The 25683-nt window shown below is 31.2% G+C and carries 26 protein-coding genes; 14 read left to right on the top strand and 12 right to left on the bottom strand.

Annotated features, from left to right (window positions below; translation table 11 throughout):
- Window positions 1-8 precede the first annotated feature (8 nt).
- Both AC1XJX_RS06980 and AC1XJX_RS06975 read left to right on the top strand, forming a co-directional pair.
- Window positions 9-659 carry a response regulator gene (locus AC1XJX_RS06980; RefSeq protein WP_482003249.1) on the top strand — a complete coding sequence of 217 codons (651 nt, stop codon included), beginning with the start codon at window positions 9-11 and terminating at the stop codon, window positions 657-659.
- A 110-nt stretch (window positions 660-769) separates the two neighbouring features.
- A complete protein-coding gene (locus AC1XJX_RS06975) occupies window positions 770-1522 on the top strand; it encodes an enoyl-CoA hydratase/isomerase family protein (protein WP_482003248.1) in 753 nt (250 codons plus the stop codon).
- A gap of 6 nt (window positions 1523-1528) precedes the next feature.
- On the opposite strand, the gene AC1XJX_RS06970 is transcribed toward AC1XJX_RS06975, so the two are convergent.
- Window positions 1529-3286 carry an aromatic amino acid hydroxylase gene (locus tag AC1XJX_RS06970; protein ID WP_482003247.1) on the bottom strand — a complete coding sequence of 586 codons (1758 nt, stop codon included), beginning with the start codon at window positions 3284-3286 and terminating at the stop codon, window positions 1529-1531.
- 174 nt (window positions 3287-3460) lie between these two features.
- Here AC1XJX_RS06970 and AC1XJX_RS06965 point away from each other — a divergent pair, with 174 nt between their 5' ends.
- A complete protein-coding gene (locus tag AC1XJX_RS06965; protein WP_482003246.1) occupies window positions 3461-3733 on the top strand; it encodes a thermonuclease family protein in 273 nt (90 codons plus the stop codon).
- Window positions 3734-3767: 34 nt separating this feature from the next.
- Here AC1XJX_RS06965 and AC1XJX_RS06960 read toward each other — a convergent pair whose 3' ends face one another.
- Together AC1XJX_RS06960 and AC1XJX_RS06955 are read right to left on the bottom strand one after the other, a co-directional pair.
- Window positions 3768-4346, bottom strand: a complete 579-nt coding sequence (locus AC1XJX_RS06960) for a DUF4136 domain-containing protein (RefSeq protein WP_482003245.1) — start codon at window positions 4344-4346, stop codon at window positions 3768-3770.
- Window positions 4347-4470: 124 nt separating this feature from the next.
- Complete coding sequence (locus AC1XJX_RS06955) at window positions 4471-4635, bottom strand: C1orf53 family protein (protein WP_482003244.1); 165 nt, start codon at window positions 4633-4635, stop codon at window positions 4471-4473.
- A 49-nt stretch (window positions 4636-4684) separates the two neighbouring features.
- On the opposite strand from AC1XJX_RS06955, the gene AC1XJX_RS06950 reads away from it, so the two are divergent.
- The 4 genes from AC1XJX_RS06950 to hemL are packed head-to-tail and all read left to right on the top strand — an operon-like array spanning window position 4685 to window position 8015.
- Entirely contained in the window at window positions 4685-5023 is a 339-nt protein-coding gene (locus AC1XJX_RS06950; protein WP_482003243.1) for a hypothetical protein, read from the top strand.
- Complete coding sequence (locus tag AC1XJX_RS06945) at window positions 5013-5924, top strand: 1-aminocyclopropane-1-carboxylate deaminase/D-cysteine desulfhydrase (protein ID WP_482003242.1); 912 nt, start codon at window positions 5013-5015, stop codon at window positions 5922-5924. Before AC1XJX_RS06950 ends, AC1XJX_RS06945 begins: the two co-directional genes overlap by 11 nt.
- Window positions 5925-5928: 4 nt before the next feature.
- Window positions 5929-6729, top strand: a complete 801-nt coding sequence (locus AC1XJX_RS06940) for a glucosaminidase domain-containing protein (RefSeq protein WP_482003241.1) — start codon at window positions 5929-5931, stop codon at window positions 6727-6729.
- Window positions 6729-8015: a glutamate-1-semialdehyde 2,1-aminomutase gene (gene hemL / locus AC1XJX_RS06935; protein WP_482003240.1), complete on the top strand. Its 1287-nt coding sequence runs from the start codon at window positions 6729-6731 to the stop codon at window positions 8013-8015. The genes AC1XJX_RS06940 and hemL overlap by 1 nt, the downstream gene beginning before the upstream one ends.
- A gap of 64 nt (window positions 8016-8079) precedes the next feature.
- Here the strand turns inward: hemL and AC1XJX_RS06930 are convergent, their stop codons facing one another.
- From AC1XJX_RS06930 to AC1XJX_RS06920, 3 genes are all read right to left on the bottom strand, one after another.
- Window positions 8080-8556, bottom strand: coding sequence for a hypothetical protein (locus tag AC1XJX_RS06930; protein WP_482003239.1), 477 nt, complete (start codon window positions 8554-8556; stop codon window positions 8080-8082).
- Between the two features lie 115 nt (window positions 8557-8671).
- Window positions 8672-9838, bottom strand: coding sequence for a hypothetical protein (locus tag AC1XJX_RS06925; RefSeq protein ID WP_482003238.1), 1167 nt, complete (start codon window positions 9836-9838; stop codon window positions 8672-8674).
- An 81-nt stretch (window positions 9839-9919) separates the two neighbouring features.
- Window positions 9920-11440 carry a hypothetical protein gene (locus AC1XJX_RS06920; RefSeq protein WP_482003237.1) on the bottom strand — a complete coding sequence of 507 codons (1521 nt, stop codon included), beginning with the start codon at window positions 11438-11440 and terminating at the stop codon, window positions 9920-9922.
- A gap of 164 nt (window positions 11441-11604) precedes the next feature.
- Here AC1XJX_RS06920 and AC1XJX_RS06915 point away from each other — a divergent pair, with 164 nt between their 5' ends.
- The 4 genes from AC1XJX_RS06915 to AC1XJX_RS06900 all read left to right on the top strand — a co-directional run bounded on the left by AC1XJX_RS06915 (window position 11605) and on the right by AC1XJX_RS06900 (window position 14193).
- The gene (locus AC1XJX_RS06915) at window positions 11605-11850 is read left to right on the top strand and encodes a hypothetical protein (protein WP_482003236.1); all 246 of its coding nucleotides are present in this window, start codon (window positions 11605-11607) and stop codon (window positions 11848-11850) included.
- Window positions 11851-11928: 78 nt separating this feature from the next.
- Window positions 11929-12411 (top strand): inner membrane protein YiaA, encoded by a 483-nt coding sequence (gene yiaA, locus AC1XJX_RS06910; RefSeq protein ID WP_482003235.1) that lies wholly within the window; start codon window positions 11929-11931, stop codon window positions 12409-12411.
- Between the two features lie 125 nt (window positions 12412-12536).
- The gene (locus tag AC1XJX_RS06905) at window positions 12537-13409 is read left to right on the top strand and encodes an alpha/beta hydrolase (protein WP_482003234.1); all 873 of its coding nucleotides are present in this window, start codon (window positions 12537-12539) and stop codon (window positions 13407-13409) included.
- Between the two features lie 34 nt (window positions 13410-13443).
- Window positions 13444-14193 carry an alpha/beta hydrolase gene (locus tag AC1XJX_RS06900; protein ID WP_482003233.1) on the top strand — a complete coding sequence of 250 codons (750 nt, stop codon included), beginning with the start codon at window positions 13444-13446 and terminating at the stop codon, window positions 14191-14193.
- 50 nt (window positions 14194-14243) lie between these two features.
- On the opposite strand, the gene AC1XJX_RS06895 is transcribed toward AC1XJX_RS06900, so the two are convergent.
- Together AC1XJX_RS06895 and lysS are read right to left on the bottom strand one after the other, a co-directional pair.
- Window positions 14244-16781, bottom strand: a complete 2538-nt coding sequence (locus AC1XJX_RS06895; protein ID WP_482003232.1) for a zinc-dependent metalloprotease — start codon at window positions 16779-16781, stop codon at window positions 14244-14246.
- A gap of 55 nt (window positions 16782-16836) precedes the next feature.
- Window positions 16837-18531: a lysine--tRNA ligase gene (gene lysS / locus AC1XJX_RS06890; protein ID WP_482003231.1), complete on the bottom strand. Its 1695-nt coding sequence runs from the start codon at window positions 18529-18531 to the stop codon at window positions 16837-16839.
- A gap of 231 nt (window positions 18532-18762) precedes the next feature.
- Between lysS and AC1XJX_RS06885 the strand changes: the two genes are divergently transcribed.
- Complete coding sequence (locus AC1XJX_RS06885) at window positions 18763-18921, top strand: YqaE/Pmp3 family membrane protein (protein ID WP_106659621.1); 159 nt, start codon at window positions 18763-18765, stop codon at window positions 18919-18921.
- A 29-nt stretch (window positions 18922-18950) separates the two neighbouring features.
- A complete protein-coding gene (gene lipB / locus AC1XJX_RS06880) occupies window positions 18951-19649 on the top strand; it encodes a lipoyl(octanoyl) transferase LipB (RefSeq protein WP_482003230.1) in 699 nt (232 codons plus the stop codon).
- Here the strand turns inward: lipB and AC1XJX_RS06875 are convergent.
- A complete protein-coding gene (locus tag AC1XJX_RS06875) occupies window positions 19646-20020 on the bottom strand; it encodes a hypothetical protein (RefSeq protein WP_482003229.1) in 375 nt (124 codons plus the stop codon). The two genes, lipB and AC1XJX_RS06875, sit on opposite strands and share 4 nt — an antisense overlap.
- Before the next feature lie 114 nt (window positions 20021-20134).
- Window positions 20135-22912: a VPS10 domain-containing protein gene (locus AC1XJX_RS06870; RefSeq protein ID WP_482003228.1), complete on the bottom strand. Its 2778-nt coding sequence runs from the start codon at window positions 22910-22912 to the stop codon at window positions 20135-20137.
- A gap of 138 nt (window positions 22913-23050) precedes the next feature.
- Here AC1XJX_RS06870 and AC1XJX_RS06865 point away from each other — a divergent pair, with 138 nt between their 5' ends.
- Window positions 23051-23647 carry a peptidylprolyl isomerase gene (locus AC1XJX_RS06865; RefSeq protein WP_482003227.1) on the top strand — a complete coding sequence of 199 codons (597 nt, stop codon included), beginning with the start codon at window positions 23051-23053 and terminating at the stop codon, window positions 23645-23647.
- On the opposite strand, the gene AC1XJX_RS06860 is transcribed toward AC1XJX_RS06865, so the two are convergent.
- Both AC1XJX_RS06860 and AC1XJX_RS06855 read right to left on the bottom strand, forming a co-directional pair.
- Window positions 23648-25099, bottom strand: coding sequence for a M20/M25/M40 family metallo-hydrolase (locus AC1XJX_RS06860; protein ID WP_482003226.1), 1452 nt, complete (start codon window positions 25097-25099; stop codon window positions 23648-23650). It abuts the gene before it with no gap.
- 109 nt (window positions 25100-25208) lie between these two features.
- Complete coding sequence (locus tag AC1XJX_RS06855; RefSeq protein ID WP_482003225.1) at window positions 25209-25682, bottom strand: DUF192 domain-containing protein; 474 nt, start codon at window positions 25680-25682, stop codon at window positions 25209-25211.
- Between the last annotated feature and the right edge of the window lies 1 nt (window position 25683).

Here is a 25683-nt window from a genome sequence, read left to right as displayed (position 1 = left end):
CTTTGTTTATGAATATAAAAATAGCAATAGCAGATGATAATTCATTTTTAATAAGTGCGGTAAAAGAAAAGCTCTCTTTTTTTAATGAATTAGAATTGAAATTCACAGCTTTTAACGGATCTGAATTATTAACTAAATTAGATGAAAACCATAATATTGATATTATTTTGATGGATATTGAAATGCCAGTTTTAAATGGAATTGAGGCAACAGAAGTTGTTAAAAAAAGGCATCCCCAAATTAAAATCATTATGCTAACTGTTTTTGATAATGATGAAAATATTTTTAAAGCTATAAAAGCTGGAGCAGATGGTTATTTACTAAAAGAAGTTAATGCTAAAGATCTTTATGACGGGATAAAAGAAACTTTAAATGGAGGTGCTGCAATGAATCCTTCAATTGCTATGAAGACCTTAAAATTACTTAGAAACCCTTTGAATATTGATAAATCTCAAGATATTAATGATATTAAGTTAACGAATAGAGAGGTGGATGTTTTAGAACAACTTAGTAAAGGTTTAAGCTATAATTTGATTGCTGATAATTTTTTTCTTTCAATTGGTACAGTAAGAAAACATATTGAAAATATTTATAAAAAATTACAGGTTCATAATAAACTTGAGGCGGTTCAAAAAGCAAAAAAGAATAACTTAATTTGAAGCTAGTATTTCTTAAGGATTTTTGGATTATAAAATAATAATTAATAGGATAATTACATTAATTGTATAATATGTATCTTGAAGCCTTCAAGTAAATTGTTTTTTAAACTATGGAACACGCTTACGTTACTTTAAAACAAGAAAATAGAGTTGGCTATATTGAGTTTTTTCATCCTGATAAAAATTCTATGCCTTCAGATCTGTTAATTGAATTAGAACAAATCATCATTCAAGCAGGTTTAAATAATAATATTCATGTTATTGTTTTAAAAAGCGGTGGAGATAGAACTTTTTGTGCTGGTGCAAGTTTAAATGAATTAATAAACATTGAAAATGAGGAAACCGGAGAACAATTTTTCGGTGGGTTTGCCAATGTTATTAATGCTATGCGAAAATCTCCTAAACTTATTATCGGTTGTGTTCAGGGTAAAGCTGTAGGTGGAGGTGTAGGTTTAGCTGCTGCAACTGATTATTGTATGGCGACCAAACATGCATCGATAAAATTAAGCGAATTAACTATAGGTATTGGGCCTTTTGTTATAGAGCCTGCTGTTTCAAGAAAAATAGGGAAAACAGCGATGTCACAATTAACAATTAATGCACAAGAATTTTACTCGGCAGAATATGCTAAAGAAAAAGGTTTGTATTCTGAAGTTTTTGATAGTTTGGAAGCTTTAGATAAAGCCGTTAAAACACTAGCTGAAACATTAAGTGGCTATAATACTGAGACTTTAAAGCAAATGAAATCCGTGTTTTGGGAAAACACATCTCATTGGGATATCTTGCTTAAAGATCGTGCAAAAATTAGTGGTAAATTAGTGTTAAGTGAGTTTACAAAACAAACATTAAAAAGGTTTAAATAATTTAATCTAAACTTTAACTTTTGCGTTAATAATATCCAATCCGTCATCAATTAATTTCCCAACTTCTGGTCTGTTTTGTTTTAAAGTTTCAAGATGCTTTAAAATACTTTCACATAAGTTTTTTTCATGCTCTTTAAAGGCTAATTCGTAAAGTTCAATACTTAATAACCAATCGTTTGGATGTCTTTCAATAAGTTGTTCCAAAACTTTAGTTCTAGAAATGGTTTTGTTTTTTCCTGCTCTGTAATCTCTTATTTGTTTGTATAAGCCTTCTAGTTCTAATCGATTTTTTGATTTTTTAACGTGAATAGTTTGTGATACTATTTTGTGAGTTATTAAATCGAAACTATTTAAATCTGCAGGACCAGAAAATGCCGAAACAATATCTTTACCAACAGCCATATCATAAATTCCCCATTCTGGTTGAAATAATACAGTGTCGCCGTGAGTTGCTATGCAATTTTTGAAACTGATAAGAATTATTTTACCTTGAAGATTTCGTTTCCCTGTGATAATTTCACCTGAAACTTTAATACCACCTTCAAAATCTAAAGTGATTGTTTTTTCCTCATAAATATTGTAGGCACTTAAATCCCGTGGACTCATGTCTTCAATAGCCAAATTAATGCCTTTTAGTTTTCCTAAAGGAGAGCCAAAACCATCTTTATGATTTTTTACACCATGGCCTACTAATTCTTTTTCTCTGTATGATAACGCTGTTTCCCCAGTAGTTTGGATATAAATAGGGTTTCCATTGTTTTCAATTACATGACTAAAAACACCTGATATTTGAAGTCCAGTGCTTAATTCAATAGTTCCTAAAGCTTTTGAATTAATAAGTTTATTAATACCATTAAGCCCACCTTTCCGTAAAGCCATAGTGTTAGCAAATTCTTCTAAAACTAAACTTAGATATGCAAAATCTGGTGTTACATAAAGTTGAGGCTGAGGTTTTGTAATATCAAAATCTTTGAATGTGGCTGATATGTTATAAGGTAGTTTTTCAACGGCATCTGTGATGCACCATGCGCTTTCCCCTATAGAGGATAGTAAACCAGCACCATAAATCTTTGGATTTTCAAGAGTTCCAATAAGTCCATATTCAACGGTCCACCAATGTAAGTTTCTAATCAGAGCCATTTCACTAGGCTCTCCCATATTTTTTTGAAGTTCTTCAACTTTTTTTTCGGCAGAAGCAATATTATTTTCATCAGAATTTGGAGCTTCTTTAATAATAGATAAATGCCTTACAGCTTCATACAATTCGTAATCTTTAGCTGATGAAATGGCTTTACAACCTATGTCACCAAAGCGTCTTAAATACTCAGCATATTCAGGGTTTGCAATAATAGGTGCATGTCCTGCGCCTTCATGAATTATATCTGGAGCAGGGGTGTATTCAATATGTTCTAATTGTCTAATATCACTTGCTATAACTAAAACGTTATATGCTTGAAATTCCATAAACGAATTGGGAGGAATAAAACCATCAACCGCTACTGCTGCCCAACCAATATCTTTTAATATGCGGTTCATGCCGTACATATTTGGAATACTATCAATTGAAATTCCAGTTTGTTGTAAGCCTTCAATGTAGGATTTATGAGCTACAGTTTTTAAAAAATTTACATTTTTACGCATAACATATCGCCAAACAGCTTGATCTATAGCAGAATAATCCTCGTATTTTTGAGGTTTAATAAACTGTTTTAAATGCTTTGGTAAGCGGTTTAAAATTTCGTTAGATTCAATTTTTCCAGACATTTGTTCATATACTTAAAGCAAAGTAAAAATAAGAATTATTCATAAAATAAGCATTTTGTTAACTCATAATTAAATAACCTTTCTTATACCTTTGGATATTTAAAAATAAATATAAATATGTATAATTAGAGAGCTAAGATTATTGATGTTTATGATGGCGATACCGTAACAGCCATGGTAGATTTAGGTTTTTTACATTTTCAAGAAATGAAATTGCGATTGTATGGTTTAGATACACCAGCGTTGCGAGGTGAAGATAAGCAAGAAGGTTTGAAAGTTAGAGATATACTTCGAGAGATGGTTTTGAATAAAGATGTTACCATAAGATCTTATAAAGATAAACAAGGTAAGTATGGGCGTTATTTGGCAAACATTGTTTTGGAAGATGGTTTAGAAGTAAACCAATGGTTAGTAGATAATGGCTACGCTAAGCCATATTTTCCATAAAAAAAGCAACTTGAAAAAGTTGCTTTTTTTTATATTATCTTTGAGATTCGGGAGGGTATTTTTCCATAATCTTAGTAACAAATTCTTTAATTCGTTGTTCTTTCTTATCCATATTTCTGCTTAAAAATCCGGTTCCCATGCCTTGCCAAACTAATTCTTTTTTATTAGCATCAATTAAATCTATATATAAAACGCCTTCAACACTCACTGATGTGCTTGGTTGATTGTTCCAACCCCAACCCCAACCAGGTCCAAATCCGGGTCCAAAGCCTCCCCAGCCCCAGCCACCCCAACCCCAAGCGCCCATGCCCCAAGCATTGTTGTAAACATCAACACGTTGTTGAGATTTTGTAAAAAGACTAACTAGTAAATCTGGATTTTCTGATTTGGTAAAGCCTTTGGCTAAAAGTTCTGCTTCAATAGCACGTAGGATTCTACGTTTATCCAAATCGTTAATTTCGGCTTTGTCTATGCCTGTTTTAAAAAAAGCAAAAGTTTTATATTCATTAAAAGCAACGTTTTGATCGTAGTCTGTAGCCACCCTTACAGAGCTACAAGAAGTCACAATAATTAGTAAAGCTAAAATGGATAATGTTTTTAAGAGTCTTTTCATAGCTATATTTTTTAAGTTTATCGTTAATTAAAGTAAGGTTTAAGAATACTTTTTTAACTTTTTATTTTTAATTAACATCAATAATCATACCAATAATAAAAGTTAAAATGCTTGTTAAGACCCTCTAGTTCTTTTGCTTATTCGTTTTTTTATTAAAACCATAAGGGCAATGTCGGCATCCACTTTCACAACAATATCCTCTTTTTAAATGATATTGTTCAGTAAAACATCGATAACCTTCTGGTGTTAAGTAGTAATCACCTGCTTCTATAGGTACTATTTTTTTCATCTTTTACAAAGATAACGTAAATTGGATTGATTTTTGAAAGCTATAAAACATGATTTTTATTTCAAAATATTTGGTTCCTAATGGGTATGCTGGCTTAACTATTTTCCCATTTGTTTTTTTGAAATCTAAACATTTGAAAATGAATAAAGTTTTGCTAAATCATGAAAAGATTCATTTAAAACAACAATTACAATTATTAGTTTTACCCTTTTATATAATCTACGTTTTGGAGTTTTTATTTAGGTTCTTTCAATATAGAAATTGGCATCGGGCTTACATAAATATTTCTTTTGAACAAGAGGCTTATACTAATAAAAATGATTTTGAGTATTTAAACAATCGACCATTTTGGGCATTTTTGAAGTATCTTTACAAACATGAAATTTAAACTCGAAGATAGTATCAATCAAACTATTCATTTACCAAATGTAAGCATGGTTGAGCTATTTCTAAAACGGGAAGATAAAATACATCCGTTTGTATCAGGTAATAAATATCGAAAGCTAAAATACAATCTTTTTGAAGCTGAAAAACAGGGTTTAAAAACCTTGTTGACCTTTGGTGGTGCTTTTTCAAACCATATAGTAGCAGTGGCTTCAGCGGGTAAGATTTTTGGTTTTAATACGATAGGCGTTATAAGAGGAGAGGAGATGTTTGATAACATCGATAGTAATCCAACTTTGTCTTTTGCAAAACAATGTGGTATGCAATTTAAGTTTGTTTCCAGAAATCTTTATTATGAAAAAATCGACTTAAATTTTATTACTAAATTGGAAGAAGAGTTTGGAAGTTTTTATTTGATTCCGGAAGGAGGAACCAATGCACTAGCGATTAAAGGATGCGAAGAAATTTTGACAGAAGCAGATAAAAGTTTTGATTTTGTATGTACTTGTGTAGGAACTGGAGGTACTATTTCTGGACTTATAAATAGTTCAAATCAAAATCAAAAAATTTTAGGTTTTCCAGCTTTAAAAGGTGATTTTTTACAAGAAGATATTGCTAAATTTGCAACTAAAACGAATTGGGAATTAATTACTGATTATCATTTTGGAGGGTATGCTAAAATAAACACCACTTTAGTCAGTTTTATCAATAAGTTTAAAAAGAATTATAACATGCCTTTAGATCCTGTTTATACAGGTAAAATGATGTTTGGAGTTTTTGATTTAATAGCTAAAAATTATTTTCCGAAAGGCTCAAAAATATTAATCATTCATACCGGAGGTTTACAAGGAATAGCAGGAATGAATGCAGTTTTAAAAAAGAAAAATTTACCACTAATTGCTTAGTTTAATGACAAGAAGAATAGTTATAATATTGTGCTTAGGTGCTTTATTTTTTAGTTGTAAAGCTAAAAAAAGCGTTGTAGCTAAAAAGCCAAAAACTGAAGTTAGAGAAGCTAAAGAAAGTATTATAGAAACAGAAAAAACAATAACAGAAACTGTAAAAACTTATGCTAGTGCTACTGAGAAGTACATAGATATTTATAAAGAAATAGCCCAAAATGAGATGCGACTTTATAATATTCCTGCGAGTATTACCATTGCTCAAGGAATTCTTGAATCTGGATCGGGAAATGGCAGATTATCAGTCGAAGCTAATAACCATTTTGGTATAAAATGTCACGAATGGACGGGTGGCAAAATTTATCATGATGATGATGAAAAACAAGAATGTTTCAGGAAGTATAACGATCCAAAGTATTCATTTAGGGATCATTCATTGTTTCTGACAGAACGTAAGCGATATTCTAATTTATTTGATTTAAAAATGGAAGACTATAAAGGTTGGGCAAGAGGGTTAAGAACTGCTGGTTATGCTACAGATAGAAAATACCCTGAAAAATTAATTAGTTTAATTGAGCGTTATAATTTAGATGCATTAGATAAGGAAGTTTTGGGGGAAGCTTATATTAAAAACGAGTCTCCAAATGATGAATTTATTTCCTATACAGTTTCAAAAGGGGATACTTTATATTCTATTTCAAAACGGTATAATATTACAGTAAAAGAACTTCAAACTATTAATAGTTTAAAAGATACTACACTAAGTATTGGTCAAATTCTATTAATAAAACCAATAACAGAAAATTAATGATTTACAAAAGAAGTAGCGCATTGTTTGCGCAAGCTGAAAAAGTTATTCCTGGTGGGGTAAACTCACCTGTAAGAGCTTTTAAGGGTGTAGGAGGAACCCCGATTTTTGTTAAAGAAGCAAAAGGGGCTTATTTATTTGATGAAGATAACAATCGTTTAATTGATTATATAAATTCTTGGGGGCCGATGATTTTAGGTCATGCTTTTGAGCCTGTTGTTAACGCGGTTGTGGAAAAAGCTAAAAAAGGAACTTCGTTTGGTATGCCTACTGAAATTGAAACTCAAATAGCTGAGTTAGCTGTTTCTATGGTGCCAAATATTGATAAAATTCGGTTTGTAAATTCGGGTACTGAGGCTTGTATGAGTGCGGTTCGTTTAGCGCGTGGTTTTACAGGAAAAGATAAAATCATCAAGTTTGCTGGTTGTTATCATGGACATTCAGACTCTTTTTTAATACAAGCAGGAAGTGGCGCAAGTACTTTTGGGACACCTAATAGTCCTGGAGTTACAAAAGGAACGGCTAAAGATACTTTGTTGGCACGTTATAATGATGTTGGAAATGTCAATGAATTGATTCAAGCTAATAAAAATCAAATTGCCTGCATTATTATAGAGCCTGTTGCAGGTAACATGGGGTGTATTCCTCCAAACCAAGGTTTTTTACAAAGTTTGAGAGATTTGTGTGATGCTAATCGTATTTTATTAGTTTTTGATGAGGTAATGACGGGTTTTCGTTTAGCTAAAGGTGGTGCTCAAGAATTGTTTGATATAAATGCAGATATTATTTGTTTTGGAAAAGTGATAGGTGGTGGATTACCAGTTGGTGCTTTTGCAGCAAGGCATGAAATTATGAATTTTTTAGCGCCTTTAGGACCTGTTTATCAAGCAGGTACATTAAGCGGGAATCCATTGGCTATGGCGGCAGGTTTAGCTATGTTGACAGAACTTAATAATGATAAAGAAATTTTTAATCGTTTGGCTAAAAAAACTGAATACCTGCATTTAGGTATTGCAAAAGTTTTAAATGAAAACAATATTACACACACAATAAACCGTATTGGATCTATGATTTCTGTGCATTTTGATGAAGCTAACGTAGTAGATTTTGATACAGCAGCTAAAGGTAATAATGATACTTTTAAAAAATTCTTCCATGGGATGTTAAATCATGGTATTTACATTGCACCTAGTGCTTTTGAAACTTGGTTTATAACAGATGCTTTAACTTATCAGGATTTAGATTTCACCATTGCTGCTGTAAATACTGTGTCTAAAACATTATAAAAAAAGCACATTTCTAAATTTAGAAATGTGCTTTTTGTCAACTAACTAAAACTAATAAACTAATTTATTTTTGTTCTTTCTTTTGCATGCGTTTTTTCATGCCTTCTTTCTTCCCTTTTTCATTCATAGCCATTCTAGATTCTGCTTTTTCCCACTTAGCATATTGCTCTTCATTTAAAATTTCTTTCATTTTTGCTTTCATAGCAATTTTGTCATCCAATCTATCATTTGCCATCTTTAAACGTTCCTCATCAGTAGTTTTTTTTAGTTCGCCACTTTCTTTTTGCGCTTTCCGGCTTTCCATCATCGCTTTTCTTTTTGTAGCATTCTCTAAATTTATTTTTTGAATTTCTTTTTGTTGAGATTCATTTAAATCTAAATGCAAGGTCATTTTTTTTGTTTGGAGGGTTGCCATTTCTACCGCAGGAATATCCATCATTTTTTCGGCTCTTTCAGCTTTGTTTGGTTTTTCTTTTTTGTTTTCTTGTGCTGTTGCTTGTAATGCTATAAACGCTAAAGCAATAAATACTAATTTTTTCATCTTAATAAAGTTTAAATTATTTACTACTAGGACTTTCCTTAAGTGGAATAGTTTAATATGAAATTTAAATTTAACGGGATTTTAACAGAAAAGCGTAGTAATCTAGAGATAAAACTTAATTTAAAAAAGGTATTTTTAAAAGGGCGCCTGTTTGAAAATCAGGAGCATTGTTAACTAAAAAATCTTCCTTTAGATATAAGGATAATTGAAAATTTGGCTTTCCGTAACTGTAAGTAAAACTCCAATTTGATTGTGCTTTATATAAGGTAGTTACACCATGTTGCCAACCGCCATTTATTTCTTGCCATTTACCTTTCAGTGAAAAATAACTGGCTTCTTCTTTTTTATTGTATCGAGATTGTATTTGATAATTTATTCCAAAGGCATTAAAATTACCTCTTTTTGTGTATTTCGTTATTTCCAGATTACTTTCAATAGTTGCTAGATATTTATTGTTTCCTAGATCTATTACTTCATTAAAATTGATTAAATTTTTGCGTAAAATATTTGCTCCAATTCCGATATTGAATTCATAATTATTTTTTAAAAGGATTCTTTCTATGGCATTTACGGAAACACCAACATCTATTGAGGGATTAAATTTTGAAGTATTAATACCTATGTGATTCCCAAAGTTTAAAAATATATTTTTGGTTTTATTTATAGAAAGTGTTGGGTAGTAAAAGTGGTTTATTTCTATGCCTCCAATAAAAAAGTCGTTATTATTTAGTTTTAAAGTATTCCCGTTTTTATCAAAATATTCAAAATTTACTTGGTTTAGTCCATAGTATCTTCTTCCGTATGGATCTTCACCTCCAGCTATGTTGCTATGAAACCATTCAATACTTTCGTCACTTGTAATAAATGAAAAAGGATGTTTCCCCTTTGTTATTAGATAAGATCTTAAGTTAATATTTATTTCGTGTTTTTTCGCAACAGGGATATTTAAACTTAATCTAAACTCTTTTATTACAGCATCTATTACTATATTCATGTAATCTGCTGGTGTTGTTTCTTGATCAATAAAATTAAAACCTCTATCGTGCCAAATGGTTTCACTAAATTGACTTCTTATTTCAAGATCTTTTGGAAAATAACCTTCTACAAAAGGATGAAAATTATTACCACTTGCTGAATTTATACTTATGGTTGTTTTTTTAGGTGCTGTGTATTTAAAATTAGTATTAATACGAGAACTAAAAATGCCAAAGTGATGGGTGCTTAATAAGCTAGGGTTGTCTATGCCGTTTTTAAAAGAGAGGTTATCTTTTACTTGTGCCAATAGTGTTTGGGAGTAAAAACAAACAATCGTTATAAAGATTCTTATTAGCATGTGTCAAAAATAAATAAAGTTCAAATATTTTTATATGTTGTTTATTTCTTTTTCAGATTGTGCAATAAGGTTTAAGGTGGTGGTGAATAAGTTGGTGTTATTCATTTTACTTTTTAGCCAACTGTAAAAACTCATAACAAAAATATCTTCTCGATACGTTCCAACCCACTCAAATGATTTTTCAACCTTCTCTATAAAAGCTTTTGAGGTTGTAGTTTTAGGGTTTTTATAATAGGCTTCAACAAAACTTAAAAATGTGATTACACGTTCTTGATTGATATTTTTTAAATAGGGGAAATAAAGCCTTTTAAAGCTTTGTAGTCTCGACTCAACTAAATCGATATTGTAGAGTTCGATATGTAATAAGATTTCTATTAAATTCTTTTTTATAACCCATTCTTGTCCAGCTTTTTCAATATACCATTTATCTGTATGATAAAATTTACTAAAAATATGATGCGCTTTTTTAAATTCATTTCTTTGAAAATAAAACACAATTAAACTTAAATGGATATCTAGTAATGATTCCATATCATCATGTTTTTTGTGGGTAAAAGGAGTTAAAGCACTAATAGCTAATTCTTGTTTATTACTGTAATTTAAGTTTAAAGCCCATAGTAAATGATATTTTAATTTAAAGGTCTTATAATGCTTTTGGTTTTTTAATTGCATGTGCTCATGCATAATTTCTAAGTAGGATAATGATTCATCAAATTTTTTATTTCTGAAAAGTGTATTCGCTATAGCGTATAGAATCTGAATATGATAAAAGGATTGCTTCTCTTTGTTTTTATGTTTTAAGATGGATTTGTAGGTATTAATTAAAAAAGGTTCAATTTTTAAATAATCTTTTGTTACAAAAGCTGAAATACTTGAAATGGTTACTAATTGATAAAGCGATTTAAAAGACATCCCATCGTTAATAGTGATTTGATGTGCTTTAAAAGTGGTTTCTAAAATGGTTTGAAAATCCAACACCTCGCCTTTAAAAGACATATTATTAATGGTTTTCCTAATTTTTGTATAAATAATGTTAAGTTCATCTTCTAAAAGAATACTTTTTTGATTGTTTTTAAATTTTATAATTAAAGGTTCAAGTTCTATGAAAGGATTTGCATATGCATATTGAATTTTAGTATGATAAATTTCATTTAGTAATGGAAATAGAGAATGTTCTATAGCTAGATTCTCAGCTTTTTCTAAAATTTTATAGGCAACTTTAAACTGTTTTTGTTGTAAAAATGATTTTGAAGCTAAAATATATTTTATAATCTGCATCTCTACAGAGCCTTCTTCTTGCAATCTTTGGTTTGCTGTAAAATCAATAACAGATTCGTGCAAGCGTTTTCTTAATGCGTAATAAGCATTATGTTTTTCTGTGCCGTAAAGCTTTTTGCAAATTGTTTTAGAATCTAGTTCATCGATTAATAACATATTAAAAAGTTTGATGTTTTTAATATCGGTACGTTTATTTTTTTTCTCTAAATAAACTGTAAACTTTTGTTGTTCTTCAACAGAAAATGTTAAAATAATATCATTTAAATCAGTCATTTAATCGTTATTAATTATATTACTAATATCAATAAAAATTATACTTTAGTACATATAAATATAATTTATATCGTCAGTTTTTATAGAATATGGTATTTTGTGTGTTTAAGAAGTTTTGCAGTTTTGTCGAGTGATCATTAAAATAAAAAATTTTGAAATCAAATTTGAAAATTAAGAAAATTAGAAATGCTAGATGGCATATTACATTAAAGGTTGGACTTATTCTATTAATTATGGGTTCTGGTCCTTTATTTCTATTACTTTGTTTAGATGCCTTAGGTTTAGTTGAGGCTGGTAATGCCATAATACCCGGAATTTTGGCGTTTTTTAGTTTTTATCCTTCTCTTATTTTAATTTTCATCGGAGTTGTTTTTACATTTTTTATTAATAAAAATGCTAATAATAATTAAAGCAATCAATTAAAAACAAACTATAAGAAACAGAAGCAAGTTTGTTACAGTAATTATTAATCATTAAAACAGAAAATTATGAATTATCAAACAACGGTTTCAGTTGATGAAAAATCAAAAGAAACGAAATCAAAAAAAGAAATTAAAGTTTTCGATCAAAAACCAACGTTAGCATTTATAGGTGCATCATGGTCTTCTTTATTAGTTGGTATGACGTCTTATTTAATAGGTTTGTGGAATGCAGATATGATGCTAAACGAGAAAGGGTATTATTTTACAATACTTCTTTTCGGGTTGTTTTCTGTAATTTCAGTTCAAAAAGCGGTGAGAGACAAAATGGAAGATATTCCAGTTACTGATATTTATTATAGTATTAGTTGGTTTGCAACCATAGCTTCTATTGTTTTATTAGTTATTGGTTTGTGGAATGCTGATTTGTTACTGAGTGAAAAAGGGTTTTATGCTATGTCGTTTTTGTTAAGTTTATTTTCTGGTATTGCTGTACAGAAAAATACCAGAGACATTCAATATATCGATAGAAATTTAAAAGAAGATGTTTAGTTTAATATTCAAAACAAGAAATAAAGGGTTGTTTTGATGGTTGTTAGTTAATCCAAAGCCTCGTAGCTTTTAGTTACGGGGTTTTAAAATTATTGTATATTAGTATTCCATCAATCTGTTAAGAAATGTCATATGTGTTTCATATTACAATAATTGTATGTATAGCTTATATCGTTATAAGTGTGGCGCTTTATTATCTGCAAGATTATATGCTCTTTAAACCTGAAAAATTATCTAAAGATTTTCAGTTTTATTATGAAAATCAAGAAATTAAAGAATATAATTTAGAGACAAGAGATGGCGCCACTATTAATGGGTTAAGATTTTTTCCTAAATGTGAAAGTAAAGGTGTTGTTTTATATTTAAAAGGAAATTCTAAAAGCATCAAAGGTTGGGGTAAGTTTGCAGTAGATTTTACAAGGCATGGGTATAATGTTTTGATGTTAGATTATAGGGGTTTTGGTAAAAGTACAGGAAGGCGATCGCAAAAAGCGATTAAGCGTGATTTACAGGAAGTTTATAATAAAATAAAAGAGCTCACTAAAGAAGATAGAATTATACTTTACGGAAGAAGTTTAGGGTCTGGTTTTGCGGCAAAATTGGCATCTATGAATAGCCCTAAAATGCTAGTTTTAGATGCGCCATACTACAGTTTAACCAAAGTTACAGCTCGTTATGCGCCATTTATGCCTCTATCGTTATTGATAAAATATCCTTTACCAACTTATAAATGGTTAAAGTATGTAAAATGTCCTATTCATATTATTCATGGAACAAATGATACATTAATTCCTTACAAAACAAGTGTAAAGCTGTCTAAAATAAACCCAAAATTAACTAAGTTACATACGGTTATTGGTGGTGGGCATAAAAATTTGAATAATTTTGAATCGTATCATAAAATGATACATGAAATACTCAATACAACCCAACAAGATATCGATTTATCAACCACAAGTATTCATGTTAAACATAGCTCTAAACCAACAAAAGCTTAAAAAACTATTTTTAGTTTTATTGAGTTTATATATCATGATAACTACAACTTTATATTTTATTCAAGAAAAATTATTGTTTCTACCTACGGTTTTAGAGCAAGATTATGTGTTTAATTTTAGGTATTATTTTGAAGAAATAACTTTAAATACAGATGATGGTTCCAAACTTAATGCCGTTCATTTTAAGGTTGAAAATTCTAGAGGTGTCATACTTTATTTTCATGGAAACGCTGGTGATTTATCTCGTTGGGGTAAAATAGCTGAGTATTTTGTTGAAAAACAGTACGATGTTTTGATTATGGATTACAGAACTTATGGTAAAAGTATTGGTAAATTAAGTGAACAGTCTTTTTACAGTGATGCCGATTTGTTTTATAATCACTTATTGAAAACTTACAATGAAAATGATATTGTACTTTATGGGCGTTCTCTTGGAACTGGAATAGCTTCTTATTTAGCATCAAAAAAAAATCCAAAGCAACTTATTTTAGAAACGCCTTATTACAGTATTTTAGATGTAGCAAAAGATAGATTTCCTATTTTGCCAATAAACCAACTTTTAAAATATAAATTTCCAACTTTTGAGTTTATTAAAAACGTTAATTGTGACATAACCATGTTTCATGGTACTGAAGATAACGTAGTGCCATATACTTCAGCTGAAAAATTATTTCAAATATCGCCAAAACAATACACAAAATTTATAACTATTGGTGGAGGTAGCCACAATAATTTAATTGAGTTTCAAGATTATTTAAACACAATAGATGTTATTTTAAAATAAAAAAGGCCTCAAACATAGTAGTTTGAAGCCTTTCAGAATATTCTATTTTTCTACTTAGGATCTAAAATATTGTTAACGCGTTCCAATGCATCTGCTATATGAATTCTACTCATAGAATCAGCGCCACCAGCATTTCTCAAAGAACTGCGAAGTGATTTTAACTCTGCTCTTACAATAGCTCTAATATCAGACTGACTTACATTTATTGGGGTTCCTCCAAAGAAGCGCCTTACTGCAGCTGGAATATTTTGTTCATTTTCCATAATAAATTCCATACGCTCAATGTAAGCACGTTGCAGGTTTCGTCTGTAAATATCTATTTTCTTACCAGTGCTTAACTCACTAAATAAGCCATTACGTAAATCTTTCATCATGTCGAATAAAGCATAAGAATCTTTAATATTAATGGTTTCATTTTCTAACATACGCGCCATACGTCCAAAATCCATAATATTATTTAAGGTTCTTGTTTGAGTACTTCTTAAACGTTCAACACTACCAGCACTTTCTATTTTGTTAAAAATATTGTTGTCTAACATCCAATTTGGAGTTGTAAACAATTCATCTTGTATAAATTTCATTGCTTTTTTCTGATGTGCTTTAGGTACATGTGTGTAAACAGCACCATCTTGATCGTAGGTTTTGTAGTATTCATAAACACCACCAATGTTTGCAGAAACATGTCCCATGTAACGGTTGTACTGACCTAAAACTTCGTTATACATAGTTTCTAAGTCATCATAATTTTTACCGTCTTCGGCAGTCCATTCAATTAAGTTAGGCACAATACGTTTAAGATTTTTTATGCCGTATTGACTCGCTAAAACAGCATCATCTCCTAAATCTTCTGTTTGAGAACTTGGGTCAATAACTCCAAATTGCTGTCTACCAAAACGATACATTGGATCTTCAGCGTGTTTTAAAATCCAACTATCTAAAGTTTTCTTTTCATCTTCAGCTGTTTTAGCTTCTAGTATTGGTCTGTAGCCCCATTCAATGGAATATTTATCATAAATACCAATATTTGGCATAAGAGCAACACCTTCATCACCTGGTTGTGCTACGTAATTAAAACGAGCATAATCCATAATTGATGGAGCCGTTCCAAATTTTTTAGTAAACTCAGGATCACGTAATTTTTCTACTGGATAAGCAACGCTGCTTCCCATGTTATGAGGTAAACCAAGTGTGTGTCCAACTTCGTGAGATGACACAAAACGAATTAAACGTCCCATAACTTCGTCTTTAAAAGCAACACCTCTTGCATCTGGGTTAATGGCTGCTGTTTGTACAAAAAACCAATTACGTAATAAGGTCATTACGTTGTGGTACCAGTTAATATCGCTTTCTAAAATTTCACCAGATCTTGGGTCACTTACGTGAGGCCCATTGGCATTAGGGATAGGAGATGCTAAATATCTTACTACCGAATAACGAGCATCTTCAGGAGACCATTCTGGGTCTTCTTCTATAGATGGAGGGTCTTTAGCAATAATTGCTTCCTTAAAACCGGCAGCTTCGAAGGCAACCTGCCAATCTTCAATACCTTGTTTAATATATTTTCTCCATTGTTCCGGAGTAGCTCTATCTATGTAGTAAACAATTTGTTTTTTAGGTACAACAAGTTCTCCTCTTTTAAACTTTTCAATATCTTCATCCTTTACCTCTAATCTCCAACGATCTAAATAAGTAACGCTTTTACTTTCTTGTGCATTTAAACCATAATCTGTTTGCCCACTTGTAAACCAACCTACACGTTGATCGAACATACGGCGTTGCATAGGTACTTTAGGAAGTAAAATCATAGAGTTATTAATCTCTAAAGTGATAGCCCCTGTATTAGAATTTGATGGTGGTTCACTAGCTGCATAAGTTTTTACAGTTCGAGACTCAATATTTGTTGGATACGATTTTAGACTTTCTATATAGGAAAGTGCGTCATCTAAACGTGATATTTTGTATTCTTGTCTTCTTCTTTGTGGGTAACCAAGAGGCTTTACATCTTTAGAAAATAAATCAGTTACATCGATAACTGTTTTTGTTGAATCTTTGCTAATTGCTTTAATAGGGAAAGTAGCTATTACTGGCTCAAAATTTGAGTTAACAACAGCTTCATGTACCGGAAGAGAATCTGCTGCTACCACTTGATGAGATACCATACGTAAAAGTACTTTTTTGTCTTTCTTCTGCCAGCGTAATACTTGTTCACTCAGTTTTCCGCCACCAAAACCTAATCCTGATGCAGTTTTAGCTATACGTGTAACCATAATCATTTCTCTTTCGAAAAGAGAATCTGGAATTTCGTAGAAATAGGATTCATCAATTTGATGCACATCAAAAAGACCTTTATCAGTTTTAGCGTCTTTAGTTATTACTTGACTGTAAGGTTTGATGTCATCTTTGCCAGGTTTTTTTACTGGTGGTGTTGCCGCTACAGGAGCATTTTTTTTAGATTTACTTGCTTTTTTAGTAGTAGAACACGAAAATGCTACAAAAGCACAAACTACAAAGAGTAGTTTAAAGGTTAGTTTTTTCAAATCAGTTAGCTTTAAAGTTTTTGTGAAAATAAGGAATACCCCAATAATCATTAAATTAAAAGCTTATTTTAATATTTCTTTAACTAAAAATATCTTGTAATGAATGCTAAAGTATTTCTATAAATAGCCCATTGTCTGTTTTTTCAACTTTAGCAATGTTGTTTTTAGTAAGTTCTTTAATGGTTTTATCCCATTTTTTATTAGACAAACCAGACTGAATTTTTAAGTCATTCAATTCTAATTTTTGAGTTTTTTTAAGAATTTCAAAAACAGCTTTGGCATCCTCGCTAATCTCTACATGTTTCTTTTCGGGGCGCATTTGTGGAAAGAATAAAACTTCTTGAATAGATTGGTTATTTGTTAAAAACATAATTAATCTATCCATGCCAATTCCCATACCTGAGGTAGGAGGCATTCCATATTCAAGAGCACGTAAAAAGTCATAATCAATAACACCTGTAGCTTCGTCGTCACCTTTTTTAGCAAGTTCAATTTGGTGCTCAAAACGTTCTCTTTGGTCAATAGGGTCGTTTAATTCACTGTAAGCATTAGCAATCTCTTTACCACAAACCATAAGCTCAAAACGTTCTGTTAATTCAGGATTTTCACGGTGTTCTTTGCATAAAGGGCTCATTTCTTTAGGGTAATCAGTAATAAACGTAGGCTGTATGTAATTGCCTTCACATTTTTCGCCAAAAATTTCATCTATAAGTTTGCCTTTACCCATGGTGTTATCTACTTCAATTCCCATGTTTTTGGCAGCTTGCCGTATTTCGTCTTCACTTTTACCAGTAATATCAAAACCAGTAAAATGTTTTATGGAGTCTGTCATAGTTACTCTGGCATAAGGAGCTTTAAAATCTATGTCTTGTTTTCCAAAAGTAGCTTTGGTAGTTCCATTTACTGCTATAGCACAATGTTCTAAAAGTTGCTCGCAGAAATCCATCATCCAGTTGTAATCTTTGTATGCTACATAAATTTCCATAGCAGTAAACTCAGGATTATGAGTTCGATCCATCCCTTCATTTCTAAAGTTTTTAGAAAACTCATAAACGCCATCAAAACCTCCTACAATTAATCTTTTTAGGTATAATTCGTTAGCAATACGCATGTATAGCGGGATATCTAAAGCATTGTGATGAGTCATGAAAGGACGCGCTGCTGCACCACCTGGGATGGGTTGTAAAACAGGTGTTTCAACCTCAAAATAACCAGCATTATTAAAAAATGAACGCATCGCATTAAACAATTTGGTACGTTTCACAAACACATCTTTTACGTTTGGATTTACTACCAAATCAGCATATCGTTGTCGGTAACGCATTTCAGGATCATCAAATTTATCATGAATATTTCCTTCGGCATCTAACTTTGGCAAAGGAAGTGGCTTTAAAGCTTTACTTAACAAAGTAAAGTTTTTTACCATTACTGTTTTTTCACCAACTTTGGTGTTAAACAAATCCCCTTCAATTCCAATAAAATCTCCTATGTCTAAAAGTTTTTTATAAACTTCATTGTATTTACTTTTATCATCTCCGGCACAAATTTCATCTCGGTTAAAATAAACTTGTATACGTCCTTCAGAATCTTGTAGCTCAGCAAAACTGGCATTCCCTTGTATCCTTCTAGACATTAATCGGCCAGCAATAATAACTTTTTCACCCTCTTTAAAATCTTTTTTAATCGATTTAGAAGTATTGTTTACTGGGTATAAATCCGCGGGATATGGGTTAATTCCTAAAGCTCTTAATTTTGCTAATTTTTCTCTTCTTACAAGTTCTTGCTCTGATAATTGCGACATAGTCTAAATACTGTATAAAATTTTAAAGGCACAAAGATAATCATTTGATTTACGATTTACGATTATTGATTTATGAAATTTTTTGGGCGTTACCACAAGGGTCGGGCTTTACGCTATATCTTTTTTTCGTCCCAAAAAAAAGGATGCCAATTCAATCCCTAACGCAAAATTGTAACATATAACTTACTTTTACGTCCTATATGTAATTCATCAATCAAATCAAATCAAACCATGAGTATCTGGAGAGTTTTATTGTCTATCATTTGTCCGCCTTTAGCTGTTATAGATAAGGGTTGCGGCTCCATAATTATTGTTTTTTTATTATGGCTTTGTGGCTGGGTTCCGGGCGTTATTGCAGCGTTAGTTATTCTAAATAATCCTAAAAATTAAAACATAAAAATATCGTAATTTTGCAGCCTATGAATAAACAAGTAGCACTGCAAGATTTGGGTTTTAAAGACTATAAACAAACTTGGGATTACCAAGAGCAATTGTTTAAAGGTATTGTAGACACTAAAATAAAAAATAGGCGAGAAGAGGCTGGTTTAAAAACCAAAAATTACTTTTTGTTTGTAGAGCATCCGCATGTATATACTTTAGGTAAAAGTGGCGATTTGTCAAACTTACTTTTAAACGAACAGCAACTCACTGAAAAAGGCGCGACTTTTTATAAAATTAATCGCGGTGGTGATATTACTTATCATGGTCCTGGGCAAATAGTTGGATATCCTATTCTAGATTTAGAAAACTTTTTCACCGATATTCATAAATACCTTCGCTTTTTGGAAGAAATGATTATTCTTACACTTGCTGAATATGGTTTAAAGGCTGAAAGAAGTCCCGGGGAAACAGGCGTTTGGCTTGATGTTGGTTCACCATTTGCACGAAAAATTTGTGCAATGGGTGTGCGCGCTAGCCGTTGGGTAACTATGCATGGTTTTGCGCTTAATGTTAATGCTGATCTAGGGTATTTTGATAATATCATTCCGTGCGGAATCAGAGGAAAAGCTGTTACCTCTTTAAACGTTGAGCTTGGGGTTAGAGCTGTTGATGAATCTGAAGTTAAACATAAATTATTAAATCATTTCAAAAGTCTATTTGAAGCTGAATTTTTTTAAAAACAAGAAAATTGTTTTGGTTTCCAAATAATAGTGTCATTTTCTAATAAAGAGTTCTCAAAATTTTCGTCCCCAACATATCCTAGTAGGGTTCCTTCGCAATTAAAAACAGGAATTAAAGTACTACATTGAGGGCAACAATTTGGAAAAATAAAAATAGTTTCATCTTCTAAAGTGTTTTGAGAAACATAAAAATATAGTTTCAAATCAGAATTTGATCGTTCAAGTTCTTCTATAGCTTCTCTTAGCCAACTAATATTTTTAGTTGGATTTGAAACATTACAAGTATTATTTAATTCGTTATCATTATTACTGTTGCAAGAGGCATTACATAATAATATTATAAACAATAAAGAGAGCAGCTTTTTCATTCCATTTTTAATTTAAAGATGATTGATTTTTAAAAAGGTTGCGTAAACTTTATTGAATAAAGTATATAATCATTAAAAAGTTGAAAATGCAAATTATCAATATTTTTTTTGTCTTTATTTTATTTCTAAAGTTGTTTTTTTGTTTTCAATTTCTATGGTGTATTTTCCTTTTGGTAAATACGTTTTTTTGTTTTGAGCTTCACTTATTTTAAGTTCCGGTTTTTCACCTTGTAAAGCCTCTTTCCCAGAATTAGTTATTGATAAATCGTAGGTTGTATAATTATAACCAGCATCAGCATCCACAGAAATAGTATTTAAAATTGAATTTGCTTCAGATAAAATATGAATGTCTAATTTTGTTTTTGAGTTTGAATAAAATTTAATGATTGTTTCAGGCTCAAAAGCAGGGTAAAATTGACCCCAAGAGCTTCCCCATCTGCTGGATAATCTTATAGATTCCATATCAAAAATAACAATATCTTTATTTCCAATGGTATGATGTTTTTGTAATACTGAGATATCAGCTTTATATATACTTCTTCCATGAGTTCCAACAACCAAATCTTTAGCTTCTGGTTGAATCACTAAATCATGTACGGCAACTGTTGTTAACCCTTTTGCAAAAGCTTCCCAATGGGTTCCATTGTTGAAAGAGGCATAAACGCCATTATCAGTTCCTAAGTAAACTAGATTTTCATTTTCAGAATCTTCTTTAATAACGTTTACAGATGCGTTATTTGGCAGGTTAGAACTGATAGATTTCCACGTTTTTCCATAATCATTGCTCATATAAACATAGGCTTTAAAATCGTCATTTCTATAACCGTTTAAAGTTGCATAAACACGACTTTTGTTATGTTGTGAAGCTATCACTCTAGAAACCCAAAGATTTTGAGGTAAATTATTAGAAATTCTAGTCCATGTAGCACCAGAATTATTAGTCATATTAATATAACCGTCATCACTACCTGTGTAAATTAAACCAAATTGAAATGGACTTTCAGAAATAGTAGTTAATGTACCATAAGGTACATTTCCTTTTTTTCCTCCTGAAGTTAAATCGCCTGATATCACATCAAAAGTTTCACCTTGATCCATAGAACGCAAAAGTTTATTGGCGCCCATATATAAAATATCTTGGTTATGAGAAGACAGTAAAATTGGTGTTTGCCAATTAAAACGATAAGGCGAATCTCCCAATTCATGTTTAGGACTAATTCTTAAACGGTCTCCAGTTTCTAGGTTTTGACGTGTGTAATTTCCAAATTGAGAGCCTGAGTAAACTATATGATGATTTCTGCTATCTACTTGAATTTGCATACCATCTCCTCCGCCAATGCCTTTATATGGGTATTCACCTCGAGATTCCCAATTTTTTGATGCCGAATAATCGCTAGGGCCAAACCAAACGCCATTATCTTGTAAACCACCATAAACGTTATATGGTTTTTGATTATCTACAGTTATATAATAAAACTGTCCAACAGCAGGAGAATTGTTTTTAGTCCAATTTTTACCATCATCATAGGTGATATTTACACCTCCGTCATTACCATTTATTACATGGCCTTCTAGTTTAGGGTTTATCCAAATTGCTTGATGATCACTATGTACATTTTCTTTCCCAATAGAACTGAACGTCACACCACCATCATCTGACTTTAATATAGGCACACCTAATAAATAAATTTTACTTTCATTGGATGTATTAACTGCAATAACTCCAAAGTAGTAACCATAAGAACTGTATAAACCATCAATATAGCCTTTATGGGTTTTACTCCAAGAAACACCACCATCAGTAGATTTATAAACTTCTGCACCAATGACTTCAGATTTAAACATGTCAGAATTAGCATCCTCAAGATACAACGCTAAGTCACTTGGATTCACAGTTCCTTCTCTTACAGATTTTTTAACATTTGCTGCTGTGTATTTTTTATCAAATCGGTTGTCTTTTAAATAGCTTTCAAGTTGTTTATCATTTAAGCCTAAAAATGTAATATTGTTCATGGTTTTAAAGTCCTTTTTTTTGAGTCCTTCTTCATCTTTTTTAGGCTCTGTTGGTCTTCTAGATTGATTATCTAATAAGGCATAAATCACATCATTATTAAAAGCTGATAAACCAATTCTGCCTACGCCACTTCCAGTAGGAAATCCAGAATTTTCTGTAGTTAATTTTATCCATGTATTTCCAGCATCAATACTTTTATAAATAGCTGAATTTTCTCCATCGCCATCAAAATCCCAAGCTTTTCTTATACGTTCCCAACTCGCTGCATACATAATATTTGGGTTAGTTGGCGATACACTAATATCTATAATTCCAGTATTATCATTAATAAATAATACGTTTTTCCAGGTTTTACCACCATCATTGGTTTTGTAAATACCTCTTTCTTTATTTGGAGTGTATAAGTGTCCAATAGCACCTACTATAACTTCATCGGGATTATTTTTATTGATGATGAGCCTTCCAATATGTTGCGAATCTTGTAAACCTACATTAATCCAAGTTTTACCTTTATCGTTACTTTTCAAAACTCCTATTCCGGCATAAGATGATCGTGAAGAATTACTTTCGCCTGTCCCAATCCAGATGGTGCCATTATTCCAATCAATAGCAATATCACCCATATTTTGAGTTGGTGCTTCTTCAGTTAAAGAGGTAAAAGAGGTGCCATTATTATTGGTATACCATAAACCACCTGAAGCATAAGCAACGTAAAATTCGTTTGGGTTATCAGGGTTTACATCAAAATCCACCACGCGACCACTCATAATAGTTGGCCCTATATTAGTAAAAGGAACATTTTTAACGAGTGATTCTTGAGCTGGTGTTGTAACCGAAATAAAAAGAAGAAGATAAAGTAATTGCTTATAGTGAGTCATTTTATGGATGGTTTTAAAAGTTCATTAAAATACTTAAACTAATTTAAAGCATCAATATTTTTTTTAAAAAATTGTTTTAATTTGGTTGATTATTAGAAAATATCCCTTTTAGGATTCTTTTTCATTTATTTTAAAAACATGAATTTTAAGATTGCAAATTTTTTTTATCTATTCATTTCTCTTGTTTTTATTTTTTCTTGCACAAAAACAGTTACCTATGATATAGGAGAAATTAAAACACCTAAAGGAGATATATTAATTTGGCTTTATGATGAAACTCCAAAACATAAAAAAAGTTTTATACAATTAGCCAATAATAGATATTGGGATTCTCTAACTTTTAATAGAGTTATACCTAATTTTGTTGCTCAGGGTGGGTGTCCTGATACTGTTGAGGGATTTACAGATAAAGACTATTTGTTATCTCCAGAATTTGATGTATCATTAACACATGATTACGGAGCTGTTGGTGCTGGAAGAGATGATAACCCTGATATGAATTCTGCTCGTTGCCAATTTTATGTGGTACAAAACAAAGATGGCTTACACCGATTAGATAACCAGTATACTGTTTTTGGTAAGGTTATTAAAGGTATGGATGTTATAGATGCCATTGTTAATGTGGAACGCGACTCTACAAACACACCTTTAATTCCTATAATTTTGAATGTGAATATCATATCTTTAAGTGAAAATCAATTAAAAAAACTATATCCAAATTTTAATAAGCACTAATTATTCTTCCCATTTCCAATCGCCTCCAATAATGAGTTTTTCTTTAAGATTGTTTTTAATCATAAATTCTTTAGTGGTTTGGCTATCCATTTTTGCAGCAGGTAGCACATCTGCATTAGCCAATCCATAAAGTATCATAGTGCCAAAGCGAGAAGTATTAGTTAAATGATCTTTATTAACTAGGTTAAAATCATCACAATCAGAATGATAACAGCCATAAATGGATCGGTCTAAGTTACTATGTACTGATAAAATTGGAATGCCCTCGAGCATGAATGGTTGGTGATCACTGTGTAATCCAGAATTATTTGAAAAACTGTTTTTAAATATAGAATCATTTTGTTTTATGGTTTCTCCAAGTTCTTTGAAGAAGTTTTCATTTTCTAATTTTCCTCCAGCATTCATTCCAACAGGATTTCCGGCCATATCAAGGTTCATCATGTATTTAATATTATCAATTTTTCCAGCCTCAACAGCTTTACTAACCATATGTTTAGAACCAAGTAAACCTTGTTCTTCTCCCATAAAAAGTACAAATTTAATAGTGCGTTTTGGTTGTAAATTATTAGCTTTAAAAGCTCTTGCAATATCTAAAACTGCAAACGAACCAATCCCATTATCAATAGCGCCTGTTGCTAAATCCCAAGAATCTAAATGACCTCCAATAATAATTTCTTCTTCGGGTATTTCAGAACCTTTAAGCGTAGCAACTACATTTCTTGCATTGATGATATCGCTTTTATTAGTCATATTTATAGTGGCTACAGCGCCATCTGTTTTTATTTTCTCTTTTAAAGCCATGCCATCTTCTTTACCAATACAAACAGCTGGAATTTTAATTAATTCTCCATTTACAGATGCTGTTCCTGTGAGTAATACGCCATTATCAACTTGATTGATAATGATGATTCCAATGGCACCATATTTTATTGCTAAAGCGGTTTTTTCACTTCGGTGTAAATTATTTAAACCCTCAGAGCTACCCTCCAAAATACTTATATAAACGAGTGCAATATGGTCTTTTACAGCATCAGGATTTGTAAGATAATCAGCCTCTAATCCATTTCCCATATCAATGATTTCACCTGTAACATGAGTCTCAACAGGTGAATGACCTAACGTAACTACTTTAGTTTCGTTGCCATTAATACTTAAATTTACTTCTCCACGAGACCACGATTCTACTTCAAAAGGTTGATATTTAACATCATCAAAACCATATGCTTTTAATTTTTCATAGATATAAGTCTCAGCTTTAGCTCCATTTTCTGAACCTGTTAAACGATGGCCAATAGTTTCAGATGCCTCTTTTAGGGTACTATACGCTTTCGTATTTTCTTTAATTTCTTTGTCTATTTTAGCAAAAAGTTCAGCATTTGATAGTGCTTTTTTTTGCTTTGAACATGATACAATTAATGTTATTAAAGCGATAAAGGTGATGGCTTTTTTCATAAGTTTCCAGAATTAATGTAAGGTTATATTTTGACGATATCTAATCTAACGAAGTTATCGATTTTTTTTAGAAAATATCTAATTGAATAAAGTTTTGCAAATGAGTACTTTAGAAATTTACTTGATCTCCAACTGAAATATGCCATCTATCAACCAAACCGGCATTAATTTCTAAAACATATTTTGCTGGCGCATTGGATGTTAGTGAAGACTCATCAAATGGTTTCGCGTTTTTCTGGAAACTAACAATAGTTTTGTCTTTGTTGATGAAAATTAAATCTAAGGGGATTTGTGTATTTTTCATATAAAAAGAACGAGGTTCAACATCGTCAAAAACAAATAACATACCTTGGTTTGTTTTCATGCTGCTACGATACATTAAACCTGTTTGAGTTTCGTAATCGGTATTTGCAATTTCTATATCTAAATTTATTTGTGTGGAATCTTTTTTGAAAATAGTTAGTTCAGCTTCCTTTATAAAAGATACTTCGGTTTGTTTTATAACATTTTTATCTTCTTTACAAGATGAAAATACTATAGTTAAAGTTGCAATTAAAGTTAGGAAGAGCCTTTTAGAAAACATC

This window comes from Flaviramulus sp. (assembly GCF_982512915.1).
The sequence above is the reverse complement of the archived record's forward strand: the minus strand, read 5'-3'. Positions and strand labels throughout refer to the sequence as shown.

What these genes read in the sequence shown, in the direction of transcription:
- AC1XJX_RS06945 (WP_482003242.1), top strand. Translation starts at nt 5,013, where the DNA reads ATGAAATTTAAACTCGAAGATAGTATCAATCAAACTATTCATTTACCA.
- AC1XJX_RS06960 (WP_482003245.1), bottom strand. Translation starts at nt 4,346, where the DNA reads ATGAAAAGACTCTTAAAAACATTATCCATTTTAGCTTTACTAATTATT.
- AC1XJX_RS06875 (WP_482003229.1), bottom strand. Translation starts at nt 20,020, where the DNA reads ATGAAAAAGCTGCTCTCTTTATTGTTTATAATATTATTATGTAATGCC.
- AC1XJX_RS06965 (WP_482003246.1), top strand. Translation starts at nt 3,461, where the DNA reads ATGGTAGATTTAGGTTTTTTACATTTTCAAGAAATGAAATTGCGATTG.
- AC1XJX_RS06955 (WP_482003244.1), bottom strand. Translation starts at nt 4,635, where the DNA reads ATGAAAAAAATAGTACCTATAGAAGCAGGTGATTACTACTTAACACCA.
- yiaA (WP_482003235.1), top strand. Translation starts at nt 11,929, where the DNA reads ATGAATTATCAAACAACGGTTTCAGTTGATGAAAAATCAAAAGAAACG.
- AC1XJX_RS06865 (WP_482003227.1), top strand. Translation starts at nt 23,051, where the DNA reads ATGAATTTTAAGATTGCAAATTTTTTTTATCTATTCATTTCTCTTGTT.
- AC1XJX_RS06905 (WP_482003234.1), top strand. Translation starts at nt 12,537, where the DNA reads ATGTCATATGTGTTTCATATTACAATAATTGTATGTATAGCTTATATC.
- AC1XJX_RS06870 (WP_482003228.1), bottom strand. Translation starts at nt 22,912, where the DNA reads ATGACTCACTATAAGCAATTACTTTATCTTCTTCTTTTTATTTCGGTT.
- AC1XJX_RS06895 (WP_482003232.1), bottom strand. Translation starts at nt 16,781, where the DNA reads ATGATTATTGGGGTATTCCTTATTTTCACAAAAACTTTAAAGCTAACT.
- AC1XJX_RS06950 (WP_482003243.1), top strand. Translation starts at nt 4,685, where the DNA reads ATGATTTTTATTTCAAAATATTTGGTTCCTAATGGGTATGCTGGCTTA.
- AC1XJX_RS06855 (WP_482003225.1), bottom strand. Translation starts at nt 25,682, where the DNA reads ATGTTTTCTAAAAGGCTCTTCCTAACTTTAATTGCAACTTTAACTATA.
- hemL (WP_482003240.1), top strand. Translation starts at nt 6,729, where the DNA reads ATGATTTACAAAAGAAGTAGCGCATTGTTTGCGCAAGCTGAAAAAGTT.
- AC1XJX_RS06940 (WP_482003241.1), top strand. Translation starts at nt 5,929, where the DNA reads ATGACAAGAAGAATAGTTATAATATTGTGCTTAGGTGCTTTATTTTTT.
- AC1XJX_RS06900 (WP_482003233.1), top strand. Translation starts at nt 13,444, where the DNA reads ATGATAACTACAACTTTATATTTTATTCAAGAAAAATTATTGTTTCTA.
- AC1XJX_RS06860 (WP_482003226.1), bottom strand. Translation starts at nt 25,099, where the DNA reads ATGAAAAAAGCCATCACCTTTATCGCTTTAATAACATTAATTGTATCA.
- AC1XJX_RS06930 (WP_482003239.1), bottom strand. Translation starts at nt 8,556, where the DNA reads ATGAAAAAATTAGTATTTATTGCTTTAGCGTTTATAGCATTACAAGCA.
- AC1XJX_RS06885 (WP_106659621.1), top strand. Translation starts at nt 18,763, where the DNA reads ATGAGTATCTGGAGAGTTTTATTGTCTATCATTTGTCCGCCTTTAGCT.
- AC1XJX_RS06975 (WP_482003248.1), top strand. Translation starts at nt 770, where the DNA reads ATGGAACACGCTTACGTTACTTTAAAACAAGAAAATAGAGTTGGCTAT.
- AC1XJX_RS06980 (WP_482003249.1), top strand. Translation starts at nt 9, where the DNA reads ATGAATATAAAAATAGCAATAGCAGATGATAATTCATTTTTAATAAGT.
- AC1XJX_RS06920 (WP_482003237.1), bottom strand. Translation starts at nt 11,440, where the DNA reads ATGACTGATTTAAATGATATTATTTTAACATTTTCTGTTGAAGAACAA.
- AC1XJX_RS06970 (WP_482003247.1), bottom strand. Translation starts at nt 3,286, where the DNA reads ATGTCTGGAAAAATTGAATCTAACGAAATTTTAAACCGCTTACCAAAG.
- lysS (WP_482003231.1), bottom strand. Translation starts at nt 18,531, where the DNA reads ATGTCGCAATTATCAGAGCAAGAACTTGTAAGAAGAGAAAAATTAGCA.
- lipB (WP_482003230.1), top strand. Translation starts at nt 18,951, where the DNA reads ATGAATAAACAAGTAGCACTGCAAGATTTGGGTTTTAAAGACTATAAA.